Annotated in this window: 30 protein-coding genes; 17 read left to right on the top strand and 13 right to left on the bottom strand. The window is 61.3% G+C overall.

Going from position 1 to position 23,374, the window contains the following annotated elements:
* Positions 1-40 precede the first annotated feature (40 nt).
* The gene (locus HX899_RS10100; RefSeq protein ID WP_026157454.1) at positions 41-346 is read left to right on the top strand and encodes a hypothetical protein; all 306 of its coding nucleotides are present in this window, start codon (positions 41-43) and stop codon (positions 344-346) included.
* 36 nt (positions 347-382) lie between these two features.
* On the opposite strand, the gene HX899_RS10095 is transcribed toward HX899_RS10100, so the two are convergent.
* On the bottom strand, positions 383-1,339 hold the full coding sequence (locus tag HX899_RS10095) for an endonuclease/exonuclease/phosphatase family protein (protein ID WP_181292371.1): 957 nt from the start codon (positions 1,337-1,339) through the stop codon (positions 383-385).
* A gap of 281 nt (positions 1,340-1,620) precedes the next feature.
* On the opposite strand from HX899_RS10095, the gene HX899_RS10090 reads away from it, so the two are divergent.
* On the top strand, positions 1,621-2,637 hold the full coding sequence (locus HX899_RS10090) for an NAD-dependent epimerase/dehydratase family protein (protein WP_171598517.1): 1,017 nt from the start codon (positions 1,621-1,623) through the stop codon (positions 2,635-2,637).
* Positions 2,638-2,741: 104 nt separating this feature from the next.
* Here the strand turns inward: HX899_RS10090 and HX899_RS10085 are convergent, their stop codons facing one another.
* Both HX899_RS10085 and HX899_RS10080 read right to left on the bottom strand, forming a co-directional pair.
* Entirely contained in the window at positions 2,742-3,128 is a 387-nt protein-coding gene (locus HX899_RS10085; RefSeq protein ID WP_171598518.1) for a hypothetical protein, read from the bottom strand.
* 182 nt (positions 3,129-3,310) lie between these two features.
* Positions 3,311-3,463, bottom strand: coding sequence for a hypothetical protein (locus tag HX899_RS10080; RefSeq protein WP_003542181.1), 153 nt, complete (start codon positions 3,461-3,463; stop codon positions 3,311-3,313).
* A gap of 433 nt (positions 3,464-3,896) precedes the next feature.
* On the opposite strand from HX899_RS10080, the gene HX899_RS10075 reads away from it, so the two are divergent.
* The 6 genes from HX899_RS10075 (at position 3,897) to HX899_RS10050 (ending at position 10,101) form a co-directional block, all read left to right on the top strand.
* Entirely contained in the window at positions 3,897-4,598 is a 702-nt protein-coding gene (locus HX899_RS10075; protein ID WP_181292370.1) for a CerR family C-terminal domain-containing protein, read from the top strand.
* Positions 4,595-5,608 (top strand): secretion protein HlyD, encoded by a 1,014-nt coding sequence (hlyD, locus tag HX899_RS10070; protein ID WP_181292369.1) that lies wholly within the window; start codon positions 4,595-4,597, stop codon positions 5,606-5,608. The genes HX899_RS10075 and hlyD overlap by 4 nt, the downstream gene beginning before the upstream one ends.
* On the top strand, positions 5,605-7,350 hold the full coding sequence (locus HX899_RS10065; protein WP_181292368.1) for an ATP-binding cassette domain-containing protein: 1,746 nt from the start codon (positions 5,605-5,607) through the stop codon (positions 7,348-7,350). The genes hlyD and HX899_RS10065 overlap by 4 nt, the downstream gene beginning before the upstream one ends.
* Complete coding sequence (locus tag HX899_RS10060; RefSeq protein WP_138386826.1) at positions 7,347-8,474, top strand: ABC transporter permease; 1,128 nt, start codon at positions 7,347-7,349, stop codon at positions 8,472-8,474. Before HX899_RS10065 ends, HX899_RS10060 begins: the two co-directional genes overlap by 4 nt.
* A 1-nt stretch (position 8,475) precedes the next feature.
* Positions 8,476-9,585, top strand: coding sequence for an ABC transporter permease (locus HX899_RS10055; protein WP_138330248.1), 1,110 nt, complete (start codon positions 8,476-8,478; stop codon positions 9,583-9,585).
* Between the two features lie 120 nt (positions 9,586-9,705).
* The gene (locus HX899_RS10050) at positions 9,706-10,101 is read left to right on the top strand and encodes a DUF1236 domain-containing protein (protein WP_003542187.1); all 396 of its coding nucleotides are present in this window, start codon (positions 9,706-9,708) and stop codon (positions 10,099-10,101) included.
* A gap of 102 nt (positions 10,102-10,203) precedes the next feature.
* On the opposite strand, the gene HX899_RS10045 is transcribed toward HX899_RS10050, so the two are convergent.
* The 5 genes from HX899_RS10045 to HX899_RS10025 form a co-directional block, all read right to left on the bottom strand.
* On the bottom strand, positions 10,204-10,641 hold the full coding sequence (locus HX899_RS10045; protein ID WP_138330247.1) for an EamA family transporter: 438 nt from the start codon (positions 10,639-10,641) through the stop codon (positions 10,204-10,206).
* 126 nt (positions 10,642-10,767) lie between these two features.
* Positions 10,768-11,811: a Gfo/Idh/MocA family protein gene (locus HX899_RS10040; protein WP_138330246.1), complete on the bottom strand. Its 1,044-nt coding sequence runs from the start codon at positions 11,809-11,811 to the stop codon at positions 10,768-10,770.
* Positions 11,812-11,820: 9 nt separating this feature from the next.
* The gene (locus tag HX899_RS10035) at positions 11,821-12,606 is read right to left on the bottom strand and encodes a ThuA domain-containing protein (protein WP_180195056.1); all 786 of its coding nucleotides are present in this window, start codon (positions 12,604-12,606) and stop codon (positions 11,821-11,823) included.
* A gap of 194 nt (positions 12,607-12,800) precedes the next feature.
* A complete protein-coding gene (locus tag HX899_RS10030) occupies positions 12,801-13,142 on the bottom strand; it encodes an SMR family transporter (RefSeq protein ID WP_168253327.1) in 342 nt (113 codons plus the stop codon).
* 18 nt (positions 13,143-13,160) lie between these two features.
* On the bottom strand, positions 13,161-13,724 hold the full coding sequence (locus HX899_RS10025; RefSeq protein WP_138330243.1) for a TetR/AcrR family transcriptional regulator: 564 nt from the start codon (positions 13,722-13,724) through the stop codon (positions 13,161-13,163).
* A 177-nt stretch (positions 13,725-13,901) separates the two neighbouring features.
* Between HX899_RS10025 and HX899_RS10020 the strand changes: the two genes are divergently transcribed.
* On the top strand, positions 13,902-14,327 hold the full coding sequence (locus tag HX899_RS10020) for a group II truncated hemoglobin (RefSeq protein ID WP_171598588.1): 426 nt from the start codon (positions 13,902-13,904) through the stop codon (positions 14,325-14,327).
* Positions 14,324-14,692 carry a DUF423 domain-containing protein gene (locus HX899_RS10015; RefSeq protein ID WP_171598523.1) on the top strand — a complete coding sequence of 123 codons (369 nt, stop codon included), beginning with the start codon at positions 14,324-14,326 and terminating at the stop codon, positions 14,690-14,692. The genes HX899_RS10020 and HX899_RS10015 overlap by 4 nt, the downstream gene beginning before the upstream one ends.
* A 381-nt stretch (positions 14,693-15,073) precedes the next feature.
* Here the strand turns inward: HX899_RS10015 and HX899_RS10010 are convergent, their stop codons facing one another.
* The 5 genes from HX899_RS10010 to HX899_RS09990 form a co-directional block, all read right to left on the bottom strand.
* The gene (locus HX899_RS10010; protein ID WP_027663899.1) at positions 15,074-15,388 is read right to left on the bottom strand and encodes an antibiotic biosynthesis monooxygenase; all 315 of its coding nucleotides are present in this window, start codon (positions 15,386-15,388) and stop codon (positions 15,074-15,076) included.
* 9 nt (positions 15,389-15,397) lie between these two features.
* On the bottom strand, positions 15,398-15,670 hold the full coding sequence (locus HX899_RS10005) for a hypothetical protein (protein WP_138330241.1): 273 nt from the start codon (positions 15,668-15,670) through the stop codon (positions 15,398-15,400).
* A complete protein-coding gene (locus HX899_RS10000; protein ID WP_138330240.1) occupies positions 15,667-16,074 on the bottom strand; it encodes a DUF2325 domain-containing protein in 408 nt (135 codons plus the stop codon). Before HX899_RS10000 ends, HX899_RS10005 begins: the two co-directional genes overlap by 4 nt.
* A 108-nt stretch (positions 16,075-16,182) precedes the next feature.
* Entirely contained in the window at positions 16,183-17,514 is a 1,332-nt protein-coding gene (locus HX899_RS09995) for a TonB family protein (RefSeq protein WP_181292367.1), read from the bottom strand.
* A 56-nt stretch (positions 17,515-17,570) separates the two neighbouring features.
* Positions 17,571-17,993 carry a hypothetical protein gene (locus HX899_RS09990; protein ID WP_138330238.1) on the bottom strand — a complete coding sequence of 141 codons (423 nt, stop codon included), beginning with the start codon at positions 17,991-17,993 and terminating at the stop codon, positions 17,571-17,573.
* 176 nt (positions 17,994-18,169) lie between these two features.
* Here HX899_RS09990 and hemP point away from each other — a divergent pair, with 176 nt between their 5' ends.
* From hemP to HX899_RS09955, 7 genes are all read left to right on the top strand, one after another.
* A complete protein-coding gene (hemP, locus tag HX899_RS09985) occupies positions 18,170-18,352 on the top strand; it encodes a hemin uptake protein HemP (RefSeq protein ID WP_012758649.1) in 183 nt (60 codons plus the stop codon).
* A gap of 8 nt (positions 18,353-18,360) precedes the next feature.
* On the top strand, positions 18,361-19,410 hold the full coding sequence (locus HX899_RS09980) for a hemin-degrading factor (RefSeq protein ID WP_138330237.1): 1,050 nt from the start codon (positions 18,361-18,363) through the stop codon (positions 19,408-19,410).
* Between the two features lie 11 nt (positions 19,411-19,421).
* Positions 19,422-20,351: a hemin ABC transporter substrate-binding protein gene (locus HX899_RS09975; protein WP_181292366.1), complete on the top strand. Its 930-nt coding sequence runs from the start codon at positions 19,422-19,424 to the stop codon at positions 20,349-20,351.
* Positions 20,352-20,353: 2 nt separating this feature from the next.
* A complete protein-coding gene (locus tag HX899_RS09970; protein ID WP_181292365.1) occupies positions 20,354-21,466 on the top strand; it encodes an iron ABC transporter permease in 1,113 nt (370 codons plus the stop codon).
* Positions 21,467-21,502: 36 nt separating this feature from the next.
* Entirely contained in the window at positions 21,503-22,297 is a 795-nt protein-coding gene (locus HX899_RS09965; RefSeq protein WP_181292576.1) for a heme ABC transporter ATP-binding protein, read from the top strand.
* A gap of 148 nt (positions 22,298-22,445) precedes the next feature.
* Complete coding sequence (locus tag HX899_RS09960; RefSeq protein ID WP_181292364.1) at positions 22,446-22,790, top strand: YqjD family protein; 345 nt, start codon at positions 22,446-22,448, stop codon at positions 22,788-22,790.
* Positions 22,791-22,798: 8 nt separating this feature from the next.
* On the top strand, positions 22,799-23,200 hold the full coding sequence (locus HX899_RS09955) for a hypothetical protein (RefSeq protein WP_181292363.1): 402 nt from the start codon (positions 22,799-22,801) through the stop codon (positions 23,198-23,200).
* Positions 23,201-23,374 lie beyond the last annotated feature (174 nt).

Genomic DNA, 23,374 nt, shown 5'->3' with positions numbered 1-23,374 from the left:
AATGGATGTACCGACAGACATGACCGGAGATATCCCCCTGATGCGTACCTTGCCCGTCCTCGCCGGATTCCTTGCAATCATGGTGCCGGGAATGGCGTTTGCCGAAACGGCAAGCATGCGAACCGCAAACGAGTCGGAAATTCGCCAGCACCTGCCCGGTACGTCCGAACTGAAAGAAGCCAAGAACGGCTACGAATATCGCGACGGCAATAAGAATGGCTACAAGATAACCAATGGCCAGGTGTGCGTCCTGTTCCCCAGCAAGAAGACCGATTGCGTCAACGTGAAGACCGACGGCAAGAGGTTTCAGATGATCGACAAAAAAGGCGGCCGAACCAGATTCTGAGTTGTAGCCCCGCGAGATTTCCTTGCCCAGGCAAAATCATTTTGCCGGTGAAGTTTCGCCGTCCTTGTCGAGAACGAAGTCGGCGACCAGGCCCGAATGGTTCGAGCCGAGATTGTCGTCGAGACGTTTCAGCGATGTCAGATGAATCGGCGCCCGCGCAAATATGTGGTCGATGGCGATCCCGAGCGCGCCGGCGCCGATCGGCCATGTTGCCGGTTCTGGCGTGATCGTTTTCAGCTTCTGCTCGCGCAGGAAACCCTGGATGCTCGGGGCGATCGCCGAGGAGTTGAAATCACCTGACAGCACCAGAGGCCCGTCGATCGAGCCAAGCGCTTTCCCGAGATCTTCCAATTCAGCCATCTGGAAATCGTCGAAATATGGTTTGGTCAGGTGCGCCGAAACCAGATTGATGGTCTCGCCGCCGAAGTCGACGCTTGCTATAACAAGCCTGTTTTTTCGAAGACTGCCCATGCTTGCGACCTGCCGGCTGACGAATGGGCGTTTGGAGAGCACCAGCGTATCGCATGTATCCTTCCCGGCATCGCAACCGATATGGTAGGGATAGGCCTTGAACAATTGCTGCAGGTGGAACGTCAGCGGCTTGGCTTCGAGCAGATTGACGACGTCGGCATTCGACGCGATCACCATGTCGGTGATTTCAGTCGAGTTTTTCCAGTTGTCGATCGCGATGTTGAACGACATCAGACGAAAAAGCGGCGGCCTGTCGGTGCCTCTGTCGCCCTCCGAGAACTCGCGCAGCATGATGACGCCGTGAGCGACGAGAAGAAGCGAAGCAAGCAGAAGGATGAAGCCGTAAATCTGTCTCTTGATGGCCAGAATGATGAGGCTGGCGGCGACAAACACGATACCGAGGTGAACCTGAAAGCTGTAGACGAAGGACAGAAGCCAAAAGTTCGTGACATAGCGTAGCGACACGATGGCGATGGCAACGGTCAGAAACGCGCAGAGAATCCAATAAATTATGTCTCTCATCGATCCTGACCTGCTTGCAGACGACCGGCCGGCCATAACATGCAAGCAAACATGTTGCAATGCAGCATAACGGCCGAGAGTTGCGGCTGACCTGCAGACGTTATCGATAGTCTCGCCCTCATCCGGCAAGGCAGCGGCGGACAGGCCGCCGACAGTATGGACAGTGCTGTGGCCTTCTCTTTCAAAGGCCTATCGACTCGGCCTCTTTTTATCTTGTAAGTGGGGTCACTTGATACGGAATCGGCTCTTTGCCGTCAGCAGGGAGCCGAGAAAAGGTGGGAATGCGCTACTTCATTACAGGGACTGCCGGCTTTATCGGTTTTCATCTGGCCAGGCGCCTGCTGCAGGAAGGGCATGACGTCACAGGCTTTGATGGACTCACTCCCTATTACAACGTCAAGCTCAAGGAGATGCGCCATGCCGCACTCTCCCAGTTTCCGGCCTTCAGACCCGTCATCGCCATGCTCGAGGACCGGCCAGCGCTGGAAGCGGCGGTTCTGGCGGCCAAGCCCGATATCCTGATTCATCTCGCCGCACAGGCCGGCGTGCGCTACAGCCTGGAAAATCCAGAAGCCTATCTTCGTTCGAACGTCGAAGGCTCGTGGAACATCATGGAAATTGCGCGGCGCGTCGAAATCCGCCATCTGATGCTGGCCTCGACATCATCGATCTATGGCGCCAATGCGACCGTCCCCTTTCACGAGACCGATCGCGCCGACGAGCCGCTGACCATCTATGCGGCGACGAAGAAATCGATGGAACTGATGGCGCACAGCTATGCCCATCTTCACAAGATTCCAACCACGGCTTTTCGCTTTTTCACCGTTTATGGCCCATGGGGCCGGCCCGACATGGCGCTGTTCAAATTCACCAAGAACATGCTTGAAGGCCAGCCGATCGAGATCTACGGCGAAGGCAACATGAGCCGTGACTTCACCTATATAGACGATCTCATCGAGGCGATCGTCAGGCTATCGGCGGTCGTCCCATCCGAGGAAAATCGCCTCGAAAACACGACTGTCGAAACGCTCTCGCGCCAGGCGCCCTTCCGTGTCGTCAATATTGGCGGAGGCCAGCCGGTCAGCCTGATGGATTTCGTCGAAACCGTGGAAAAAGCGCTCGGCCGTCCTGCCATTCGCAAGATGCTGGCGATGCAGAAGGGGGACGTGCCGCGCACCTTCGCGGCCCCCGATCTGCTCGTTGCGCTGACGGGCTACAAGCCGGATACGACCCTGGAGGTCGGCGTCAAGGCCTTCGTCGACTGGTATCTCGATGTGCGCGGCGAACTCGACGCCTAGCGGATGTCGCGCAAGGGTGTGTAGCGGTTTTGCGACAACGACATGCGACGCGCTTTGGGTGCGGATGATCTTAGGCCCTGATCGGCCTAAGATCTGGCTAGGTATCAGCGAAGAAACGTAACTGCCTGCACGGCTTCGACCGCCGTCGAAAACACGTAACCGACGACAACGGTTAGGCTCTGCGAATAGGTCTTGAGCCGGTAGCCCTCGCCCTCGACCGTAGCCGGGCTGCGCAGGACGAAAGGAACGCCTGGGCGCACGAAACCGGCGCGGGTCGTCAACGGAACCTCGGGCGAATGGCCGATGGCGGAGGTGTACATCAGGTCGCGGGCAAGGCTTGCTGGGCCGACGGCGAATGCCGGCTCGGCGGCGGCAGTGATGGTCAGGGTCAAGGCGATGGCGGCAAGAGTTCTGTGCATGCTGAAGTCCCCGTTTGCGGATCGGCGGGCTTTCGGTTTGCCCGGCTCCAAACGATCGATGCGTCTGTCCACGCTTCGGTCGCTTTCATGAGACCACTCTACACATCAGTATTTTCAGGGCTTTTAAGCGGATCGGTCAAATTTTACGAAATTTGATTTTCTGTCCGGAAGGGCTTGAGACGCACAAAAAATGAGGTCCCGGCCCGCGGTCCGAGTGCGCAACATCGGCAATGGCCTGGATGCTGTATCGCAGTCTACAAAATGCGATCCAGCTTCTTGTTGATATGCAGGTTCGGCATCACGCCCGCGCTTTGCGCGGCATGATAGGATTCGCGCGCCGCATCGAATGAGATCGACCACATGATGGCACTGAGCAGCAGCGCGATAATATAAATCTGAATACGCATCGTACCGGCGATACGGAAAGAGCAAGGCAGTTTTGTGTCAAAACATAGCCACAGGGATCACGAAAAGTGGCGGGCTTTTTGTTTTGCAGCCGGTCGGCACCAGACATATTAGTGTCGTGAAAATTAGCGATATTGTAGCGCTACCTGTTAGCAGCCGACCCCGAGGCTTGGTTCCTCTTCCCACCCCGAGAACCCTGAGAGACCCGTTCCCACGGGTCTCTTTGCCTTGTTTCCGAACGTTTTCCAGAGCAGCTGAGATCGCCCTGATCCGAATTGACGCTGAACCGCTGAACGGCACATCTCGATCCGCAATCAGGCCACGCATCCAGCCATGCGAGATGTTGCGTTTCTTGCCCTTGCATCAGCGAAGGCATCCGCTCCAAAAATATATCAATCGATTGACTTATTTTCTTGTCAATGTTATAAAACTGTCATGACCCAAGAACACGACAACCAGTCACCGGCCTCCGCCCGTGCCGAGATCGCGCGTCAGAAGATGCTATCCACCGCCCTCGACGTCTTCGGCCGCTATGGCTTCGACGGCGCCTCGACGCGCCAGCTCACGGAAGCGGCCGGCGTCAACCTGCAGGCAATCCCCTATTATTTCGGCAGCAAGGAAGGTCTCTACATCGCCACCGCCGAATATCTGATGATGCGGATCAATACGCATGTCGGTGACATGAGGGCGCACGTCGGCGCGCATCTGCTGGCGCTCGACGCTGCCGGCAAACCGCTTGGTGAAGCGGAGGCTCGCCATTTCCTGACCGAGATTTTGCAGACCATGGTGACGCTGTTTGTCGGCAAGGAATCCGAATCCTGGGCGCGCTTCCTGATCCGCGAGCAGATGGAGCCGACAGAAGCCTTCACACGGATCTATCAGGGCCTCATGCGGCCGATGATCGAGATGGGCCGGCGGCTGATCGGCGCCATCCTTCATGAGGATCCCGCCTCGGAACATGTGCGCCTGCGCACCTTCACACTTCTCGGCAGCATCCTCGTCTTTCGCGTCGCCCATGCAGCCGTGCTCGCCCAGATGCAGTGGGACGGCGTCGGCCCGGAACAGGTGGAAACCGTGCGCGGCCTGGCTGCAGAACTGGTCGATGCCATCGGCGCATCGAAAGGAAGTGCAGCATGAAACGCATCCTTCCCCTCGCCATCCTTCTTCTCGTTGCGGCAGGTGCCGCCGCCTGGTGGTACGCCCTGCCCCAAAAGCTCGGCTGGTTGCCTGAGGCCAGCCGTGAATTCGTCCTTTACGGCAATGTCGATATCCGTCAGGTCTCGCTCGGTTTCCGTGTCAGCGGCCGTCTCGCTGAACTCCACGCCGACGAAGGCGACGTCATCAAGAGCGGAGACGTTCTCGCAAAGCTCGATGCAGCACCCTATGAATTTGCGGTCCGCTCGGGCGAAGCCAATGTCGCAGCCCTCCAGGCAACGCTCGACAAGCTGAAGGCCGGTCCGCGACCGACAGAGATTGCCCAGGCGCGCGCCGCCTATGACGAAAGTATCGCCGATCTCCGCAATGCCAACCTCGCCTATGATCGCGCCCGCCAGCTGCGTCCGCAGGGCACGATCTCCGAGGCAAGCCTTGATCAGGCGACCGCTGCGCGGGCCATGGCCGCCGCACGCTCCGACTCCGCCAACGAGGCGTTGAAACTGCTCCTGGAAGGCTCCCGTGTCGAGGATATCGCCGCTGCCGACGCCCAGTTGAAGGCGGCGCAGGCTACACTCGCCTCGGCCCGCACCTCGCTGGAGGATACCCAATTGCGCGCGCCAAACGACGGCGTCATGCTCTCCCGTGTGCGCGAGAACGGCGCCATCGTTTCCCCCGCCGACACCGTCTTCGTGTTGTCGCTGACAGAACCCGTCTGGGTACGCACCTATGTCGCCGAACCCGATCTCGGCCGCATCCATCCCGGCATGAAGGTTGCGGCCACCTCCGATACGGCGCCCGACAAACCCTATGAAGGCACGATCGGCTTCATCTCGCCGGTTGCCGAATTCACTCCGAAATCGGTGGAAACGCCGGAGCTGAGGACAGACCTCGTCTATCGCCTCAGGATCGTCATCCACAAGCCAGGCCCGGATCTGCGCCAGGGCATGCCGGTCACCGTGCGTTTTCCCACGCCGACGGCGGGTGGACAATGACCGCCGCCGAGACCGGCCGGGGCGACAAGCCGCTCGTCCGGATCGACGGTGTCACCAAGCGCTTCGGCGATGCGCCAGCCGCCCTTGACGCCGTCTCCGGCATGATCGGCGGCGGCGCAATCACCGGTCTCGTCGGGCCTGACGGCGCCGGCAAGACGACGCTGATCCGCCTGATGACCGGCCTGATGCTGCCCGACACGGGAACGATGGAGGTTCTCGGCTTCGACACGCGCAAGAACCCCGCCGGCATCCAGGCGGCGATCGGCTACATGCCGCAGCGCTTCGGTCTCTATGAGGACCTTTCGGTGCAGGAAAACCTCGATCTCTATGCCGATCTGCGCGGCCTGCCGAAGAGCGAACGCGCAAGCGCCTTCGACGAGCTGCTGACCTTCACCGATCTCAAGCGTTTCACCGGCAGGCTGGCGGGCAAGCTCTCCGGCGGCATGAAGCAAAAGCTTGGCCTTGCCTGCGCGCTTCTGAAGAAGCCGCGGCTGCTGCTACTCGACGAGCCGGGCGTCGGCGTCGATCCGATCTCGCGCCGCGATCTCTGGAAGATGGTCGAGAACTTGACGAAGGAAGGCATCGGCGTCCTTTGGTCGACCGCCTATCTCGACGAGGCTGAAGCCTGCGACCATGTGCTGCTCTTGAACCAGGGAAAGCTGCTTTTTTCGGGAAAACCGGCGGACCTGACCGGCCGCGTCAGCGACCGGGTTTTCCGCGTCTCGGGCATGACAGGGCGCCGCCGGCAGGTGCTCGCCGGGCTTCTGCAGGCCGATGGCGTCATCGACGGCGTGATCCAGGGCGAAGCGATCCGCCTCGTCGCCGCCAAGGACAAGAAACCGGACATCGGCTCGGCCGGCGATGGCGCAACGCTCACCCCTGCCCCGCCGCGCTTCGAAGATGCTTTTATCGACATGCTGGGTGGTGGTCCTGGCGGCCGCTCGAGGCTGGCCGAGGCGCAAGAACCGACGAAGGGCGATGACGACCGGCCGGTGATTGAGGCCAAGGGGCTGACCAAGCGCTTCGGCGATTTCACCGCTGCCGACAATATCAGCTTCGATATCCGCCGCGGCGAAATCTTCGGCCTACTCGGCCCGAACGGCGCCGGCAAATCCACCACCTTCAAGATGCTCTGCGGCCTGCTGAAGCCGACCGGCGGCGAAGGCCGCGTTGCCGGTTTCGACCTTCGCCGCGATGCCGCCGAGGCCCGCAACCAGCTCGGCTATATGGCGCAGAAATTCTCGCTCTACGGCGATCTGACCGTCATGCAGAACCTTGAATTCTTCTCCGGCGTCTATGGCCTTCGCGGAAAACACCGGCGCGAGCGCATCGATCTCATGGCCAGTATCTTCGATTTCGGTCGCCATGTCAGCCAGCCGGCCAAGGACCTGCCACTCGGCCTGAAACAGCGGTTGGCGCTCGCCTGCGCCGTCATGCACGAGCCGCGCGCCCTCTTCCTCGACGAGCCGACCTCCGGCGTCGATCCGATCACCCGACGCGAATTCTGGACGCATATCAACGCGCTGGTCGAAAAGGGCGTCACGGTGCTCGTCACCACCCACTTCATGGACGAGGCGGAATATTGCGACCGCATCTCGCTGATCTATCGCGGCCGCTCGATCGCGCTCGGCTCGCCCGATGAATTGAAGGCCCGCGTCGCGACCAAGGAGCTGCCGGACCCGACGATGGAGGACGCCTTCATCGCCCTCGTACAGCAATCGGAAGCGGAGGATGCCGCATGAGCGCCTCCTCCGGTCAACTTCGGCGTCTTTCAGCTCTGGTGCGCAAGGAAAGCTTCCAGGCGATCCGCGATCCGAGCAGTATCCTCATCGCCTTCGTGCTGCCGCTGATCCTGCTATTTCTCTTCGGCTACGGCGTCTCGCTCGATACCACCCGCACCCGCATCGGCCTCGTGACCGAGGAGATGACGCCGCTGACGCAGGATCTGTCGGCCAGTTTCCAGGCCTCGCGCTATTTCGATGTGGCCATCGGCCGCGACCGGCGTCTGTTCGAGGAAGACCTCGTGCTCGGCAAGCTGCGCGGCATCGTCGTCATCCCCGCCGATTTCACCACGCGCTACACCGCCGGCAACCGGCCCGGTATCCAGGTGATCGTCGATGGCTCCGAACCGAACACGGCGAATTTTGTGCAGAATTATGCCCAAGGCACTGTTGCCAACTGGGAGCGGCAGAGGCAGGCGGACGTCGCCTCCCACAGTCCCGCCATTTCGGTCGAGCAGCGCTTCTGGTTCAACCCCGAACTTACCAGCCGCAATTTCCTCGTGCCCGGCTCGATCGCCATCGTCATGACGCTGGTCGGCACGCTTCTGACCTCGCTCGTCGTCGCCCGCGAATGGGAGCGGGGCACAATGGAGGCGATGATGGCGACACCGGTGACGGCGGTCGAACTGCTCGCCGGCAAGATCCTGCCCTATTTCCTGCTCGGCCTCACCTCGATGACGCTCTGCGTGCTGCTTGCGGTCTTTCTCTTCGGCGTGCCGTTTCGCGGCTCCGTCGCCGCTCTTTACGCACTGTCGGCCGCTTTCCTGATCCCGGCCCTCGGCCAGGGCCTGTTGATCTCGACGGCCACGAAGAACCAGTTCCTCGCCTCGCAGCTGGCGCTGATCTCGGCCTTTCTCCCTGCTTTCCTGCTGTCTGGCTTCCTCTTCGAGATCAATTCCATGCCGACCGTGATCCAGTGGATCACCTTCATCGTGCCGGCACGCTACCTGATCCCCAGCCTGCAGACGGTGTTCCTCGCCGGCGACATCTGGCCGATGTTTCTGCAGGCAATCGGCGTGATGCTGACGATCGGCGCCATCATGTTCGTGCTGGCGGCCCGCAGCACCAGAAAGAGGATCGGCTGAGATGTGGACAAGGCTCTACGCCCTGATCGTCAAGGAGCTGCTCGCCGTCCTGCGTGATCCCAAGGGCCGCGCCATCCTGATCGGCCCACCGATCGTCCAGCTTCTCGTCTTCTCCTATGCGGCGACGCTCGAAGTCCGCAATGTCGACGTGATGATCCTCAACCGCGACAGCGGTCACTGGGGCCAGGAACTGATCGAGCGCATCGATGGCTCGCCGACCTTCCGGAAAATCGAGATTGCAGGAAGCCAGGCGGAGGTCCGGGTGGCGATCGACAACCAGACGGCCATTGCCGCCGTTGAGATCGGCCCGGACTTTTCGCGCAATATTGAGGCGGGAGCGCCGGCCGACCTGCAGGTGGTGCTCGACGGCCGCCGCTCCAACGCCTCGCAGATCGTCGCGGGCTATCTCTCGCAGATCGGCGCCGCCCTCGCCGCCGAGACGCCGGCCGGCAAACGCGCCGGTGCCGACATCGTCTCGACAGTGCCGCGCAACTGGTTCAACCCGAACCTCACCTATCAATGGTTCATGGTGCCGAACCTGATCGCTAGCATCGCGCTGCTGATCGGCCTCATCGTCACGGCGCTGTCGATCGCTCGCGAGCGCGAGCTCGGCACCTTCGACCAGTTGATGGTCTCGCCGCTGCGCATCCACGAGATCCTGATCGGCAAACTGATCCCGCCGATGATGATCGGCCTCTTCCACATCACCGTCTATATCCTGGCCGCCGTCTTCCTCTTCGACGTGCCGCTGCGTGGCTCGCTCTTCCTGCTATACGGCAGCGCAATCTTCTATTTGGGCTCGGTCGCCGGCCTCGGCCTGTTCATCTCGGCGCTGTCGATGACACAGCAGCAGGCGATCCTCGGCGCCTTTCTGTTCATGGTCCCAGCCATGCTGCTCTCCGGCTTCGCGACACCGATCGAGAACATGCCGGGCTGGCTGCAGCCGGTAACGCTCGTTAATCCGCTGCGCTATTTCCTGGTGATCGTCAAAGGCGTTTTCCTCAAGGATATCCCGTTGAGCGAGGTGGTGAACCAGACGATCCCGCTGGCGCTGATTGCCGCCGTCACCCTCAGCGCCGCCGCCTGGCTCTTCCGCCGGCGGCTGGAATAATCAATGCTTCGGCCGCCTCACAGAATGTGAACCGGCCTTCCAAAGCGTGACTCTCTCCTGCCGGAACCTCGGATTGGCGCGGTCGTTACCCAAGCGCAACCCCAGCAAAGGAGAAGCAAAATGTACAAGATCCTACTTGTCTCCAGCGCCCTTGCGCTGTCGTCGCTCGCCACCAATGCGCTGGCTGACGGAGCCGTGACCGGTGCAGCCGGTGGCGCCATCACCGGCGCAATCGTCGGCGGCCCCGTGGGTGCTGCCATTGGCGGCGTGGCCGGCGGTGTCGCCGGTGCCGTTGTTGATCCGCCGCCGCGCGAGGTCGTCACCTATGTCCAGCAGCAGCCGGCCCCGACCGCCTCCGTGGTCGTCCAGGAACCAATTGTCGTCGGCAAGCCGCTTCCGGCAGACGTCGTCGTGACGCCGGTGCCTGACAATCCGAAATATGCCTATACGGTCATTAACAATCAACACGTGATTGTCGAACCCCGCACCCACCGCGTGGTGCAGGTGATAGAATAATCAGGCAACCGAAGCCGCCTGTTGCGGCTCGGCAACTTCCGGTCCCGCTTCGGCGGGGCCGTTTTTCGTGCCTTTGCGAAAACCCATTGTGCTTGTCGCCGGTTAAGCCCTGTAGGCGACGAGTACGGCGCCTCCCGCAATCAGAATGACGCCAAGCCAGTTCGGAAGCGTTAGGCGTTCGCCGAGGAACAGCACCGCAAAGACGGACACGAAGACGACGGACAGCTTGTCTATCGGCGCGACGCGGGCGGCATCGCCGAGCTTCAGGGCTCGAAAATAGCAAATCCAGGATGCGCCGGTGGCAAGGCCGGAGAGCACCAGGAAGAGCCAGCTCCTGCTCGACACCGAGGACGGCTCCTGCCAGCTGCCTGAGATATGGACCATCATTCCCGCCGCCAGCAGGATGACGATGGTGCGAATGAAGGTCGCGAAATCGGAATTCACGTTCTCGACGCCGACTTTGGCAAAAATCGCCGTGAGCGCAGCAAAGCCGGCGGAAAGAAGCGCCCAAAGCGGCCAGCTTGTCAGAAGGCTTTTCATGCGGCTTGCCCTGTTATGCCTCAAACCTACCAGAGGCAGGAAAAACAAGAATATAGACTGCCTTACGAAGATATGCGGCGAGGAAACCGCTCACGACGTTCCTATCGTGAGCGGTTCGATATCTCGTCAGACCTTCAGTTCGCGCCGCTCGCGCTCGGTCACCATCGCAAGGTCGAGCACCTTCTGCAGGTTGGCGGCGTGGCGGAAGTTCGGGTCCGGCTGGATGCCGCTTGCCACGGCCTCGGCAAAACGCTCGTAATTGGTCGCCACCGGTTCAACTTCGATCTGCGTCCAGGTGGCAGTTTCGACACCCTCGCCGAGGCAGCCATGCAGCTCGGAACCGCTGGGACGATGGATGACCTCGAGGCTGCCCCTCTCGCCATAGATGCGCAGCTTCAGCTCGTTCAGATGCCCTGTCGCCCAGCGGCTGGCGTGGATGACGCCGAGCGCGCCATTGGCGAAATCGACGGACATGGTGAAGCTATCATTGGCATCGAGCAGATATTCGCCGATCTGGCCGCCCGGCGCCTTGTTGAAGGTCTTCAGCCGCGCAAAGACGTGGTCGATGTCGGTCGCCGCGCCATAGGCGGCAAAATCGAGGATATGGATGCCGACGTCGCCGAGCACGCCGTTCGAGCCGTGGCCGGTGGAAAGCCGCCACAGCCAGGTCGATTCCGTGCGCCAATCGCCCCAGGCACGCGACACCAGCCAGCTCTGGAGATAGGAAGCTTCCACGTGCCTGATCGTGCCGAGTTCGCCGGCGAGCACCATCTCACGTGCGCGCTGCAGCGGCGCGACGTTGCGATAGGTCAGGTTCACCATGTTGATGACGCCGGCCTTTTCGGCCGCCTCCGTCATCTCAAGCGCCTTCGCATAGTTCTCCGCCAGCGGCTTTTCGCAGAACACATGCTTGCCCGCGGCAATCAACGCCATCGTCGTCGGGTGATGGATCCGGTCGGGCGTGACGTTCGTCGCCGCATCGAATTCACCCCAGGCGATCGCCTCTTCCAGCGAAAGAAACCGCTTTTCGATGTTGAACTTATCGGCGAAGGCCGAAAGCCGCTCGGGATCGGTGTCGACGGCGCCGACCACCGTCACGCCGTCGATGAGGGGGAAGCGGGCGAGCTGGTTTTTCGCCATCACCCCCGTGCCAAGAACGAGTAGTCGCATGGATGCTCCTCAGCGGTAACCGGCTTCGCCGGCCTGGTGCAGTCTCGGGCCGCGTTCGACGATCGGCTCCAGTGCTTTTTCTACCGGCACATTTGGGGCATCGGTAATGCTCTTCAATGCACCCTCGGGATTATAGGCCCACTTCACACCGTTGATCAGCACCTTCTGGACATTGACGTCGTGATAGGTCGGATAGGTTTCGTGGCCGGGACGGAAATAGAAGATGTTACCGGCGCCGCGCCGCCAGGTCAGGCCCGAGCGGAACACTTCGCCGCCCTGGAACCAGGAGATGAACACCGTTTCGAGCGGTTCAGGCACCGAAAACTGCTCGCCGTACATTTCCTCGTTCTCAAGCTCGAAATGCTCGCCGATGCCGGCGGCGATCGGATGGCGCTGGTTGATCGTCCACAGACGCTCGCGCTCGCCCGCCTCGCGCCATTTCAGCGCGCAGGGCGTGCCCATCAGCCGCTTGAAGATCTTGGAGAAATGGCCGGAATGCAGCACCAGCAGGCCCATGCCTTCCCAGACGCGTTTGGCGACACGCTCGACAACGACGTCGGAGACCGCGCCGTGATCCTTGTGGCCCCACCAGGTCAGGACGTCGGTTTCGGCAAGGCGGACTTCGCTGAGGCCGTGCTCCGGCTCCTGCAGCGTCGCTGTCGTCGCCGAGATAGCGGGATCTGTGTTCAGCGCATTGGCGATCGTCGTGTGCATGCCCTCGGGATAGATCCCCCGGACGATTTCGTTGGTATTCTCGTGGATATTCTCTCCCCAGACGACGGTGCGAATGGCCATGATGTGCTCCTGTAGAACCTGGAAGTATCGATAGGCGGGAAAGCAGAAGAATTCAAAGCGCTTTGGAAAACGGCGCTGGCTGCGCCTCGTCTCCTCCACGTCCAAGGAACACATAGACCTTTGTCAGTATTTTGACAAAGGGGAAAATTTACCGGCCGAAGACAGAAAAACCGCCTGGCAATATCGCAGCAATATCAATGCGAAACCGATTTAGAAAATAGATTGACGACCAAAACGCCGGATATGATCAGCCCGAGCCCGACGATTGCCGGCAGGTCGAGGCGCTGCTTGAAGAACACCAGGCCGACCGAGGAAATCAGTACGATTCCCAAAGCGCTCCAAATTGCATAAGCGATACCGACGGGGATGCTTTTCAGCGTCAACGACAGGCAATAGAAGGCGGCCGCATAACAGGCGACGACGAGTGCCGTCGGCCCGATGCGGGTGAACTGCTGCGACAGTTGCAGCGCGGTCGTGCCGATGACCTCGAGCACGATGGCTGCAAACAGCAGCCCGTAGACGGCGGCCTGGCTCATGGCGAATTCCCTTTCGAATTACTTGCCGGTCAGTTCGACAAGGCGATCGATGAGATCCCGCCTCAGAACGCCGTTGATATCATGGCTTTCCAACGTATCTGCGAACCAAAGTCCGTCGGCGGCGAAACGCACGACCTGTGCATCGAGGGAGGAATCGGTGCCGATATATTCCTCGGCCCGCGCCTGCACCCATTGGCGCCAGCGAAGACGCAGTCGAGGTTCGGCAAGAAGCGCGATCGTCACCTGCGTCCAACTCCTGGAATCGTCGGGACGCTCGTTGAGACCGGATACCGCTCTCAGATAGGCGCGGGTGAAGCGGCCCTGCGGCAACGGATCGCCGCGCATCAGTTCCTCTATATCGGCGTCGAACTTTTCGAGCAAGCTCTCGAACAGGGCATCGAGCAACGCATTCTTCGTTGGGAAGTGATGCAGCAGCCCGCCCTTGCTGACGCTGGACGCGGCAGAAACCGCATCGAGCGTGACGGCCGCCATGCCGTCGCTGGCAGCAAGGCGCGCGGCGACCTCCAGCAACTGCTGGCGCACGAGCACGGGCTGTTTCTTGCGATGATGAGCGTTCGACATTCAGCTAAAAGATACCGTCCGGACGGTTTTGTCAAGGAGAATCGGCCGCAACCCCTGCTGTCCGGCATTATGCGCGAAATGCCGCGGCACCTTGATGACAGTTGCGATCATTTTCCGCCCGGTGCATGAAGAGGCCGGGGAATGTCGAGTAATGGCGATGGGATCGGGGATGGTTTCGTGACGGAGAAGGTCACCACACTCTATGAGGCGATCGGGGGCGATCCTGTCGTGCGAGCTCTGACCCACCGTTTCTACGAGCTGATGGACACGCTGCCGGAGGCGAGAAACGTGCGCGCTGTGCATCCGCCGAGCCTTACGGGCAGCGAAGAGAAATTCTACGAATATATGAGCGGTTATCTCGGCGGCCCGCCGCTCTATACCGACAAGCGCGGCCATCCGCGCCTGCGCAGCCGCCATTTCGTCGCCGAGATCGGCCCTGTCGAGCGTGACGAGTGGCTGCTCTGCTTCCGCCGCGCCCTGGACGAGACGATATCGAGCCAAGCGCTGCGTGATCTCATCTGGGCGCCGGTGGAACGGCTCGCCTATCACATGCAGAACAAGGCCCCCGACAACAAGGCCCCTGACGACAAGGAACAACCATGAGCTTGAACGCGCGTCTGGAGCCGGTGCTCTATCTCTTCGCCGGCCTGTTTGGCGTAGCCGGCGTGGCGCTTGCCGCCCTTGCTGCCCATGGCGGCGAAGCCAATCTGGCGGCATCCGCATCTGCCATGTGCCTTGCCCACGCCCCTGCCCTGCTGGCATTGGCTCTCGGCAACGTCAGGCTCAGAACCGCCTGGCTGGCCGGTTTGCTGATGATTGTCGGAACGCTGCTTTTTGCGGGCGATCTCGTCACCCTACGCTTTTCCGGCTCCGGCCTCTTCCCCTATGCCGCGCCGAGCGGCGGCTGGGCGATGATGCTTGGCTGGCTGGCCATTGCGGCAGGCGCGATCTTCCGGGTTAAGGCGTGAGAAGCGTCGGGGGCAGCTCCCTTCCTGAGGACGCGCTCGTAAAATTGCTCGCGGCATATAGAGGCGGCTGACGGGAAGCTTCGCCTCACCTCCCTCATCCCTGTGCTCGTCCCAGGGATCCAGCGCACCCAAGTCCCTGGGTGCGAAAGACTCTTCTCGGCGGGATTGATTCATTCACGGCGCAGACGCGCCGTGGCTGGATTCTTGTGACAAGCACAGGAATGACGGAGGGGGAGGTGCAGAGCGAATGCAAAAACCAAGCATTAGCGAGGCAAACTACTTAACCTCGATCAGTTCCAGCCGGCTTGCTCCTGCAAGTCGAAGCCTCAACACCCGTGCGTCGCTTTCCCGCCTTTACACATGAAACCGCAACAACCAAAATCAAATGCCGTCGACCACGTTGAAACCCTCGAAGACCGGCGGCCCCTTGTAGATCGCCTTGTGATCGCCGGCATTGCGGTGCGCCGCGCGAAAGCTCTCGGACTTCGTCCAGTTCTGAAAATCAGCTTCGCTTTTCCAGACCGTATGCGAGGAATAAAGCGTATAGCCCTCCTCTTCGTTGGCCTTGCCGCGCAGCAGGCGGAATTCGACGAAACCGGGCACCTCGGGCAGGCTGGAATCGCGATTGCGCCAGACCGTCTCGAAATCGCCTTCGCTGCCGGTTGCAACCTTGAAGCGGTTCATTGCGATATACATGGAATCTCCCTACGCCTTCCTCTTGCCCGCCCTTGCAGAACGCAAGGGAAAGGCGAGAACATTATCGCCGTTTGCCGCTGCTGGGCCAAGCGGTCTTGTTGTCGCTTCCCCGGGCATGCGCGCTTCCCAGGTCGGGAACAGCGTCACATTCTTGTAAATCTGCTGGCGTTCGGCATGCTGCTGGAAAAGTTCGTAGAGTTCGGGCACGAGGCCCTCGCCTGTCTGCGCGGCGAGCTTATGCAGGCCGATCATGGTGAAGCCGTCGGGGCGCTGGTCGTTCATCGGGAATTGTCTCGTTCGTTCATCGTCTGCAGCGCACGCTCCAGGCTGGACTTGCTGCCGTTGCGAAGCGGGATGAAGGTCTTGCCGAATTTCTTGCAGCCAGTCTTCACACGCAGGCAGGCATCGTGGCTGATACAGTCGATCGGGCAGAACACGCAGTCGACCGAGGGAAGGACGGTATCGATGCGGGAAACCGCTTCGCGCAACCCGCCGTCATGATGAATGAGCTCGGCGCCGAAATTGCTGGCGATCTGGCGAAGATGCGCCACCTGGCAGTCACGGCCACCGACATAGAGGAAACTGCGGCCATCCAGTTTGGACCGTCCGAGGGATGCCTGACCAGCTTCCTCGCCCGCGCTATCGCGGACCTCCCGGTTCGAACCCTTCTTGCCCTTGCGAGCCATATGCCACCCGTTCGCTCGTTGATCGTCACACGATTCCTGCGTGTGCGGGTGGACCTTATTAAACTTGATTTTTAGAGTAAAGTATAAAGTTGATTGTTTTTATCATATTTATCGAGCGGTGACTTGGACAGGAAAACTGTACGAGCGCGAGGATCCGGCCCAGTCATCCGGCATAGCAGGAAGATTACAGGAAGCGATCCGGGACAAAACGGCGCTGTCCACCTCGGCCAAGCCCGAACCTCGGACAAGGCCTGATGCGGTGACATCTCCGTTGCGATTGATCGTAATGCGGACATTCAAGGATGCAGAATTGCGACGATATCGCGATTCAATCCGGTCAACGCAACGGAACAGTCGCGAGACGATCTTGCCCTTGTAATTGGCTTCGGATGCACCGCCCGATCCACTCCGTCCGCCCGACGTGCGTGAATTATTATCTGAATTGGCGTCTGCCTGCCCGTCCGCGGCGCCCCTGCGTGACTCCTGTTTGGCCTCTCCCTCTGAACCCTGTGCCTTCTTCGGGGGCTGCTTTCTTTCGATCGGCTTCTTTTCTACAGGCTTTTCCAACTTCGGTTTCGGCTGCGGCGTGACGATCTCTGTAGGCGGCTCCGGCTCGGGAGAAATCGCGGCCGTCTCGACAGGCTTGATCTCTTCCGGTTCGGATTGCATCGCGGTTGCGACGGGTGGCTCGGTGGATGTTATCGGCATCTCCGGGGATTGCTCCGGCACCACTGTCGACATTGGCTGCGCAACTGAAGTTTCCGCAGGAGTTTCCGATACCAGCACCTCTGGTTCCGCGGTGGTCACCGTCTCCGCTGACTGACGCGTGACTTCTTGCGTGGGCTGAACGGCTTCGACCGGCTCTGCATCGGTCGGCTGGACAGTTTCCGGTTGGACGGCCTCCGGCTGCATTTCCGTTGTTTCTACTGGCTTGACCGTGTCGGGTTCGACAGCTTCCGGAACAATTTCTTGCTGGATGGTCACCTCGGTCTCGCCAGCGGCGCTCTGATCGGCGTCAGAACTGCCGAGCATGACGACGCTGATCGCTTCGCCCGCCTCCATCAGCGTCTCCTCCGGCGCCTTAGGGAAAGCAATGATCAATACAGCGGCCAGCGTCGCGTGGAAAATCAGCGAACTAACGCAGGCGAGCGCCACCCGTCGCCGCGCTGGCTTCTTCTCGTCTTCCTGCTTTTCCACCGCCGCATCCATCGGCGGCGCAGGAACGGAGGTTATCGGCTCGGCTTCCGGATGATCGGGAAAGGAGGGTATCTGCGCGAAACGCGCGTAGTGGACCACAGCCTCGCCCGCCGGCTGCCGCTGCACATTGCGCAGGTCGGAAAGCTCGTGGCCGGGATGCATGTTATTGTCGTTCAGACCGCCGTCAGCGTCCGGCTCCCCGATGAGCACCTGTCTCGATCTGGTCTTCGCTGAAATTGCCATTTGTATGCCTCGGACAGCCTGAAACATGTCCGCCGGGAATCATTCCCGGCGTATCCTTAGCCCTCGAAGGGAACGGAAATCTGTGAACGGGTGACGAGACCCTTCATGCATTCGCCCGCCGCCGGGCCGTCGCAGACCGGCGTGTCGTTGATGATGATGCGGGTGACCGTCTCGCACTTCACATTCGGCATATCGAACTGGCGCACGCGCTTCTTGCCCTGCGGCAGATCGCGGAAGTCGAGCACGGTGATGCGGTCGACGGAATTCTTGTCGTTGAAGAAAGCGAGCTCGAAGGAGATCTTGTTGATCGGGGTCTGGAGATTGTTCTCGGCGACAAAAGTCATCATGCAGCCCTTTTGCGATGGCGCCAGAGCGTTGAGTTCGACATTCAGCTTGGCGGTTGCCGCATCCTGCGCCTGGCATATGCCTGAAACCGCCATCACCATGCCGGCTGCAACAGCCGCAAACCTAACCGTCATCATCTTCTCCGCCATTGTCGCGAACCGCCGCCAGGCGGCCTCATATCAGCAATCTCAAAAACTTGACTGCAATAGTCTCCTATTGCGTCTTTAAAAAACTATGAGTAATAAAGTCAAGATAATTGTCATCACAACCGGGGACCCCGATCGCCGGCCTCACGGAATTGCCAACCGAAATGATGGTTGAAAAGCCAGATAACTTTAAGCATGTGCCGCTGCAGAGCGAGCCTGCGGCGCAGCACCGGATCGTCGAAAGCGCGGATCTTTTCCGCGGCACGAACGAGATCATGATAAGACATGACGGCTTGGTCTATCGCCTGAAGATCACCCGTCAGGGCAAGCTCATTCTCAATAAGTAGGGTAGGACATGACCGAACAGACAAGACCGGCGCCAGCCGAAATCCGTGCGTTTCGCGCCGAGAATCCGAAAATGCGCGAGCGTGACATCGCCGCCCAATTGAAGATTTCCGAGGCAGCGCTCGTCGCCGCCGAAACCGGCATCAGCGTGACCCGCATCGATGGCAGTGCGCTGAAGCTTCTCGAACGCGTTGAACGCCTGGGCGAAGTGATGGCGCTGTCGCGCAACGAAAGTGCCGTTCACGAGAAGATCGGTGTCTTCGAAAACATCAAGAGCGGGGCGCAGGCCGCGATCGTTCTCGGCGAGAATATCGACCTACGCATCTTCCCGAGCCGCTGGGAGCATGGTTTCGCCGTATCCAAGAAGGATGGCGATCAGGAGCGCCTCAGCCTGCAATATTTCGACAAGGCGGGCAACGCCGTGCACAAGGTGCACCTGCGCCCAAGCTCGAATGTCGACGCCTATCACGCAATCGTCGCCGAGTTGAAGCTGGAAGACCAGTCGCAGGAATTTGTCGAGGCTGAAACCTCGAACGCCGCCGATGAGATCGCCGACGTCAGCCGCGACGAACTGCGCGACAACTGGAGCAAGCTCACCGATACACATCAGTTCTTCGGCATGCTGAAGCGCCTGAAGATCGGCCGCCAGGCGGCCGTGCGCACCGTCGGCGACGACTATGCCTGGAAGCTCGACAACAGCGCGCCGGCAGAGATGATGCATGCCTCGGTGAAATCCGGCCTGCCGATCATGTGCTTCGTCGCCAATGACGGCATCGTCCAGATCCATTCCGGCCCGATCTTCAACGTGCAGCCGATGGGGCCGTGGATCAACATCATGGATCCGACCTTCCACCTGCATCTGCGCCAGGATCACATCGCCGAGACCTGGGCCGTGCGCAAGCCGACCACGGACGGCCACGTCACCTCGCTCGAAGCTTACAATACCGAAGGCGAGATGATCATCCAGTTCTTCGGCAAGCGGCAGGAAGGTTCCGACGAACGCGCCGAGTGGCGCGAGATCATCGAAAACCTGCCGCGGGCAGCAAGCGTGGCCGCATAAGGATCGCTACGATGACGATGCGTAACAATCTGCGCCGGATCCGCACTTGGGAACTGGCCCTGACGGCGGCCGTCATGGCGCTGCCGCTGATCCCGACGGCGCGGACGGTCGACGGCTTCGCCTTCGTCCGCGCCGCCCACGCCGAAGAAAAGAAGCTCGACACGTCGCGCCTGGTTTCTGTCGGTGGCGACATCACCGAGATCGTCTATGCGCTCGGCGAGGAAAACCGGCTGATCGCGCGCGACACGACGAGCATCTATCCGGAGGCGGCGCTGAAGCTGCCGAACGTCGGTTACATGCGCGCGCTCTCGCCGGAAGGCATCCTCGCTATGAACCCGACCGCGATCATCGCCGTCGAAGGTTCGGGCCCGCAGGAGGCGCTGGCCGTGCTGAAAAATGCCAGCGTGCCCTTCGAGGCCGTGCCGAGCGCCTTTACCCGCGACGGCATCATCGCCAAGATCGACCGTGTCGGCACGCTGCTGGGCGTGCCCGACAAGGCGAAGGCGCTTGAAGAAAAGGTCGCCGCCGATCTCGACGCGGCGATCGCCGATGCCGAAAAGCGCCCGGAGGCCGAGCGCAAGCGCGTTCTCTTCATCCTCAGCGCCCAGAACGGCCGGATCATGGCATCGGGCACTGGCACGGCCGCCGATGGCATCGTCAAGCTCGCCGGCGCCATCAACGCCGTCGGCGCATTTCCGGGCTACAAGCCGCTGACGGACGAGGCGATCATCGAAGCCAAGCCCGACATCATCCTGATGATGAATCGCGGCGATGGCGCCGGCACCAAAAACGAGGACCTGCTGGCTCAGCCGGCGATCGCGCTGACGCCGGCAGGCGAGAAAAAAGCGATCATCCGAATGGATGGCGTCTACCTGCTCGGCTTCGGCCCGCGCACCGCAGCCGCCGCGCGTGAGCTCAACACGGCGATCTACGGGGGCTGATCATGGCCCTGCCGCAAGCCATGATGGAGCAAAGGCGACAATTCCCGATGGCGGACATCCGCGAAATCAGGCAGGCGGGCGACAGGACGCGGCTCGCCTTGCTGGCGATCGCGCTGCTCGTCGCCGGCTCGGTCTTTTCGATGCTGTTTTCGGTGACGACAGGCGCCTCGGATGCCTCGATCCTCGACGTCATCAGCAACATGGCCGGCTCCGAGACGGCGCTCAGCACGCGTGACCGGATCATCATCTTCGATATCCGCCTGCCGAGGGCGATCCTCGGCTTCCTGATCGGCGCCTCGCTTGCCGTCTCCGGTACGGTGATGCAGGGCCTGTTCCGCAATCCGCTGGCCGATCCCGGCCTCGTCGGCGTCTCCTCCGGCGCAAGTTTTGGCGCGGTTGCAATGATCGTCCTCGGTGGCGGTCTCGCAGCGCCGATCGAGGCGCTTCTCGGCATCTACGCTCTGCCGACAGCCGCTTTCGGCGGCGGCCTCGTCACGACGCTCCTGCTCTACAGGATCGCCACCCGTCATGGCCAGACCTCGGTGGCGACGATGCTGCTTGCCGGCATCGCACTCGGCGCACTCGCCCTCGCCGTCACGGGACTGCTGATCTACATGGCCAACGACCAGCAGCTGCGCGACCTGACCTTCTGGAGCATGGGCTCGCTTGCCGGCGCCACATGGACGAAGATCGCCGCCGCCAGCCCGATCATCCTCTTGTCCTTCACCGCCCTACCCTTCATGGCTCGCGGCCTCAATGCCATCACGCTCGGCGAGGCGGCCGCCTTTCATATGGGCGTTCCGGTGCAGCGGCTGAAGAATGTCGCGATCGTCGGCGTCGCCGCGGCGACCGGCGCGTCCGTCGCCGTCAGCGGCGGCATCGGTTTCGTCGGGATCGTCGTACCGCATATCCTGCGCATGGCGATCGGCCCCGACCATCGTTTCCTGCTGCCGGCCGCAGCGCTGCTCGGCGGCTCCCTGCTGATCTTCGCAGATGTCCTGGCGCGCACCCTGGTCGCCCCGGCCGAGCTGCCGATCGGTATCATCACCGCGGCGGTCGGCGGCCCGTTCTTCCTGTGGATCCTGCTGAGGCAGCGTTCGCGCCTTGCCCTGTGAATGATGTCGTGAGTGACCCCCGTGAGTGACATTGCGATGATCGAAGTTTCCGGCGTCTCCGTGCGCCTTTCCGGCAAGACCATCATCAGCGACGTCACTTTTACGGCAAAGGCCGGCGAGCTGACGGCGATTGCCGGGCCGAACGGCTCCGGCAAGACGACGACGATGAAAGCCATCTCCGGCGAACTTGCCTATGGCGGCTCGGTACGCATCGGCGACGACGAGGTAAAGGCGCTGAAACCCTGGCAGCTTGCCGCCATTCGTGGGGTGCTGCCGCAGGCAAGCACCATCTCCTTTCCCTTTACCGTGCGCGAGATCGTCCGCATGGGCCTGACATCAGGCCTCAACCTGCATCCCGACAAGGCCGAGCAGACGGCGGCGGCAGCGCTTGCGTCCGTCGACTTGACCGGCTTCGAAGGTCGTTTCTATCAGGAGCTCTCCGGCGGCGAGCAGCAGCGTGTGCAGCTTGCCCGCGTGCTCTGCCAGATCGCCGAGCCCGTCGTCGACGGCAGACCCTGTTGGCTGCTGCTCGACGAGCCGGTCTCGAGCCTCGATATCAGCCACCAGCTGACCATCATGACGCTCGCCCGCAATTTCTGCGAACGCGGCGGCGGCGTCATCGCCGTTATGCACGATCTCAATCTGACCGCACTCTTTGCCGACCGCATCGTGCTGATGAAATCCGGCCGCCTCGCCGCCGCCGGCAGCATCGGTGAAGTGCTGACGAACGAAACAATGCTCTCGGTGTTCGGCTGCGCGCTGCGGATAAACCAGGTACCATCAGACGGCACGCCCTTCGTGCTCGCCCACAGCGCCGTTTCCCGCCCCTGAGCACTGCGCGGGCGGAACTTTTGATCGTCCGGCACGTTGTCGGCAGTGATCTGGGTCAATGCCGGGCGATATCATTCATGCAACGGACGGTGGTGACCCTCGTGCGAAATAGGCGGGCTTGCGCGCGCCCCAGCCAATGGAGACAGCCATGAGCTATTCTATCTTCCAGTCCGGCCGCAGTCGCCGCAACGGTACCTTCCACAATTTGGAATCCGGCATCGAGGAGCAGGTCGAGGCGCTTCGCGACGAACTCGCGGAACTGACACGCCTTGTCGGCAAGAGTTCGCGCCATCAGGGCGAAAAACTCCGCAGCCGGGCCGGTGCCGGCTATGAAGAACTGCTCGGCCGCAGCGAGGATCTGCTGCGCGAATTGCAGCAAGGCTATGAGCGCGGCGCGACGGAAATGCGCGATACCGTGCGCAAGCATCCGCTGGCAACCATCGGCGCCGCGGCCGTTTTCGGCCTTGCCATCGCCTTCCTCGCCCGGCGCTGAGGAAGGCGATGCTGTTTTCGATCCTCAGCCTGCTGACGGGCGCAAGCGTGCACCGGACCGTTGCGCGCGCCAAGCGCAATAGCATCTTCATTGCGCTTGCCGTGCTTTTCCTCCTCACCGCCTACGCGCTGGCCGTCACCGCCGGCGCCATCTGGCTCGCCGGCATCTACGGCCCGGTCGGCGCTGCCCTTTTCCTGGCCGCCTGCGCGCTGCTGATCGCCATCATCGCCCTGGTGGCGATGTCGATCATCAACGCCAGGGAAGCACGCCGCGCCCGTGAACGCCGTGCGGCGGTGGAATCGCTGGCAACGGTCGGGCTCGGTCTTATCCGCGCCCAGCCGCTCCTGACTGCCGGTGTTCTGGCAGCAATCGTCGCGGCCAATCTGGTGGGCTCGAAGCGCGAGGATTGATGGGGGACTGGCTCCCCTGATCGTTCTAAGAGAAAGGACGAGGAGAAGCGGGTTTGCATCCCAGCAGAGGATTGGGCTACGACGCCGACCCCTCCCTCACCAAGTCAGTTTATGCGTTGATCTGCATTGTTTCATTTTGCTGTCGCACGGCGTCCCTGACACGGGCGTTTGCGA

The organism is Rhizobium sp. WYCCWR 11146 (assembly GCF_013591995.1).
Taxonomy (GTDB): Bacteria; Pseudomonadota; Alphaproteobacteria; order Rhizobiales; family Rhizobiaceae; genus Rhizobium; species Rhizobium indicum.
Note: the sequence above shows the minus strand (reverse complement) of the source record. Positions and strands in the feature narration are given on the sequence as shown.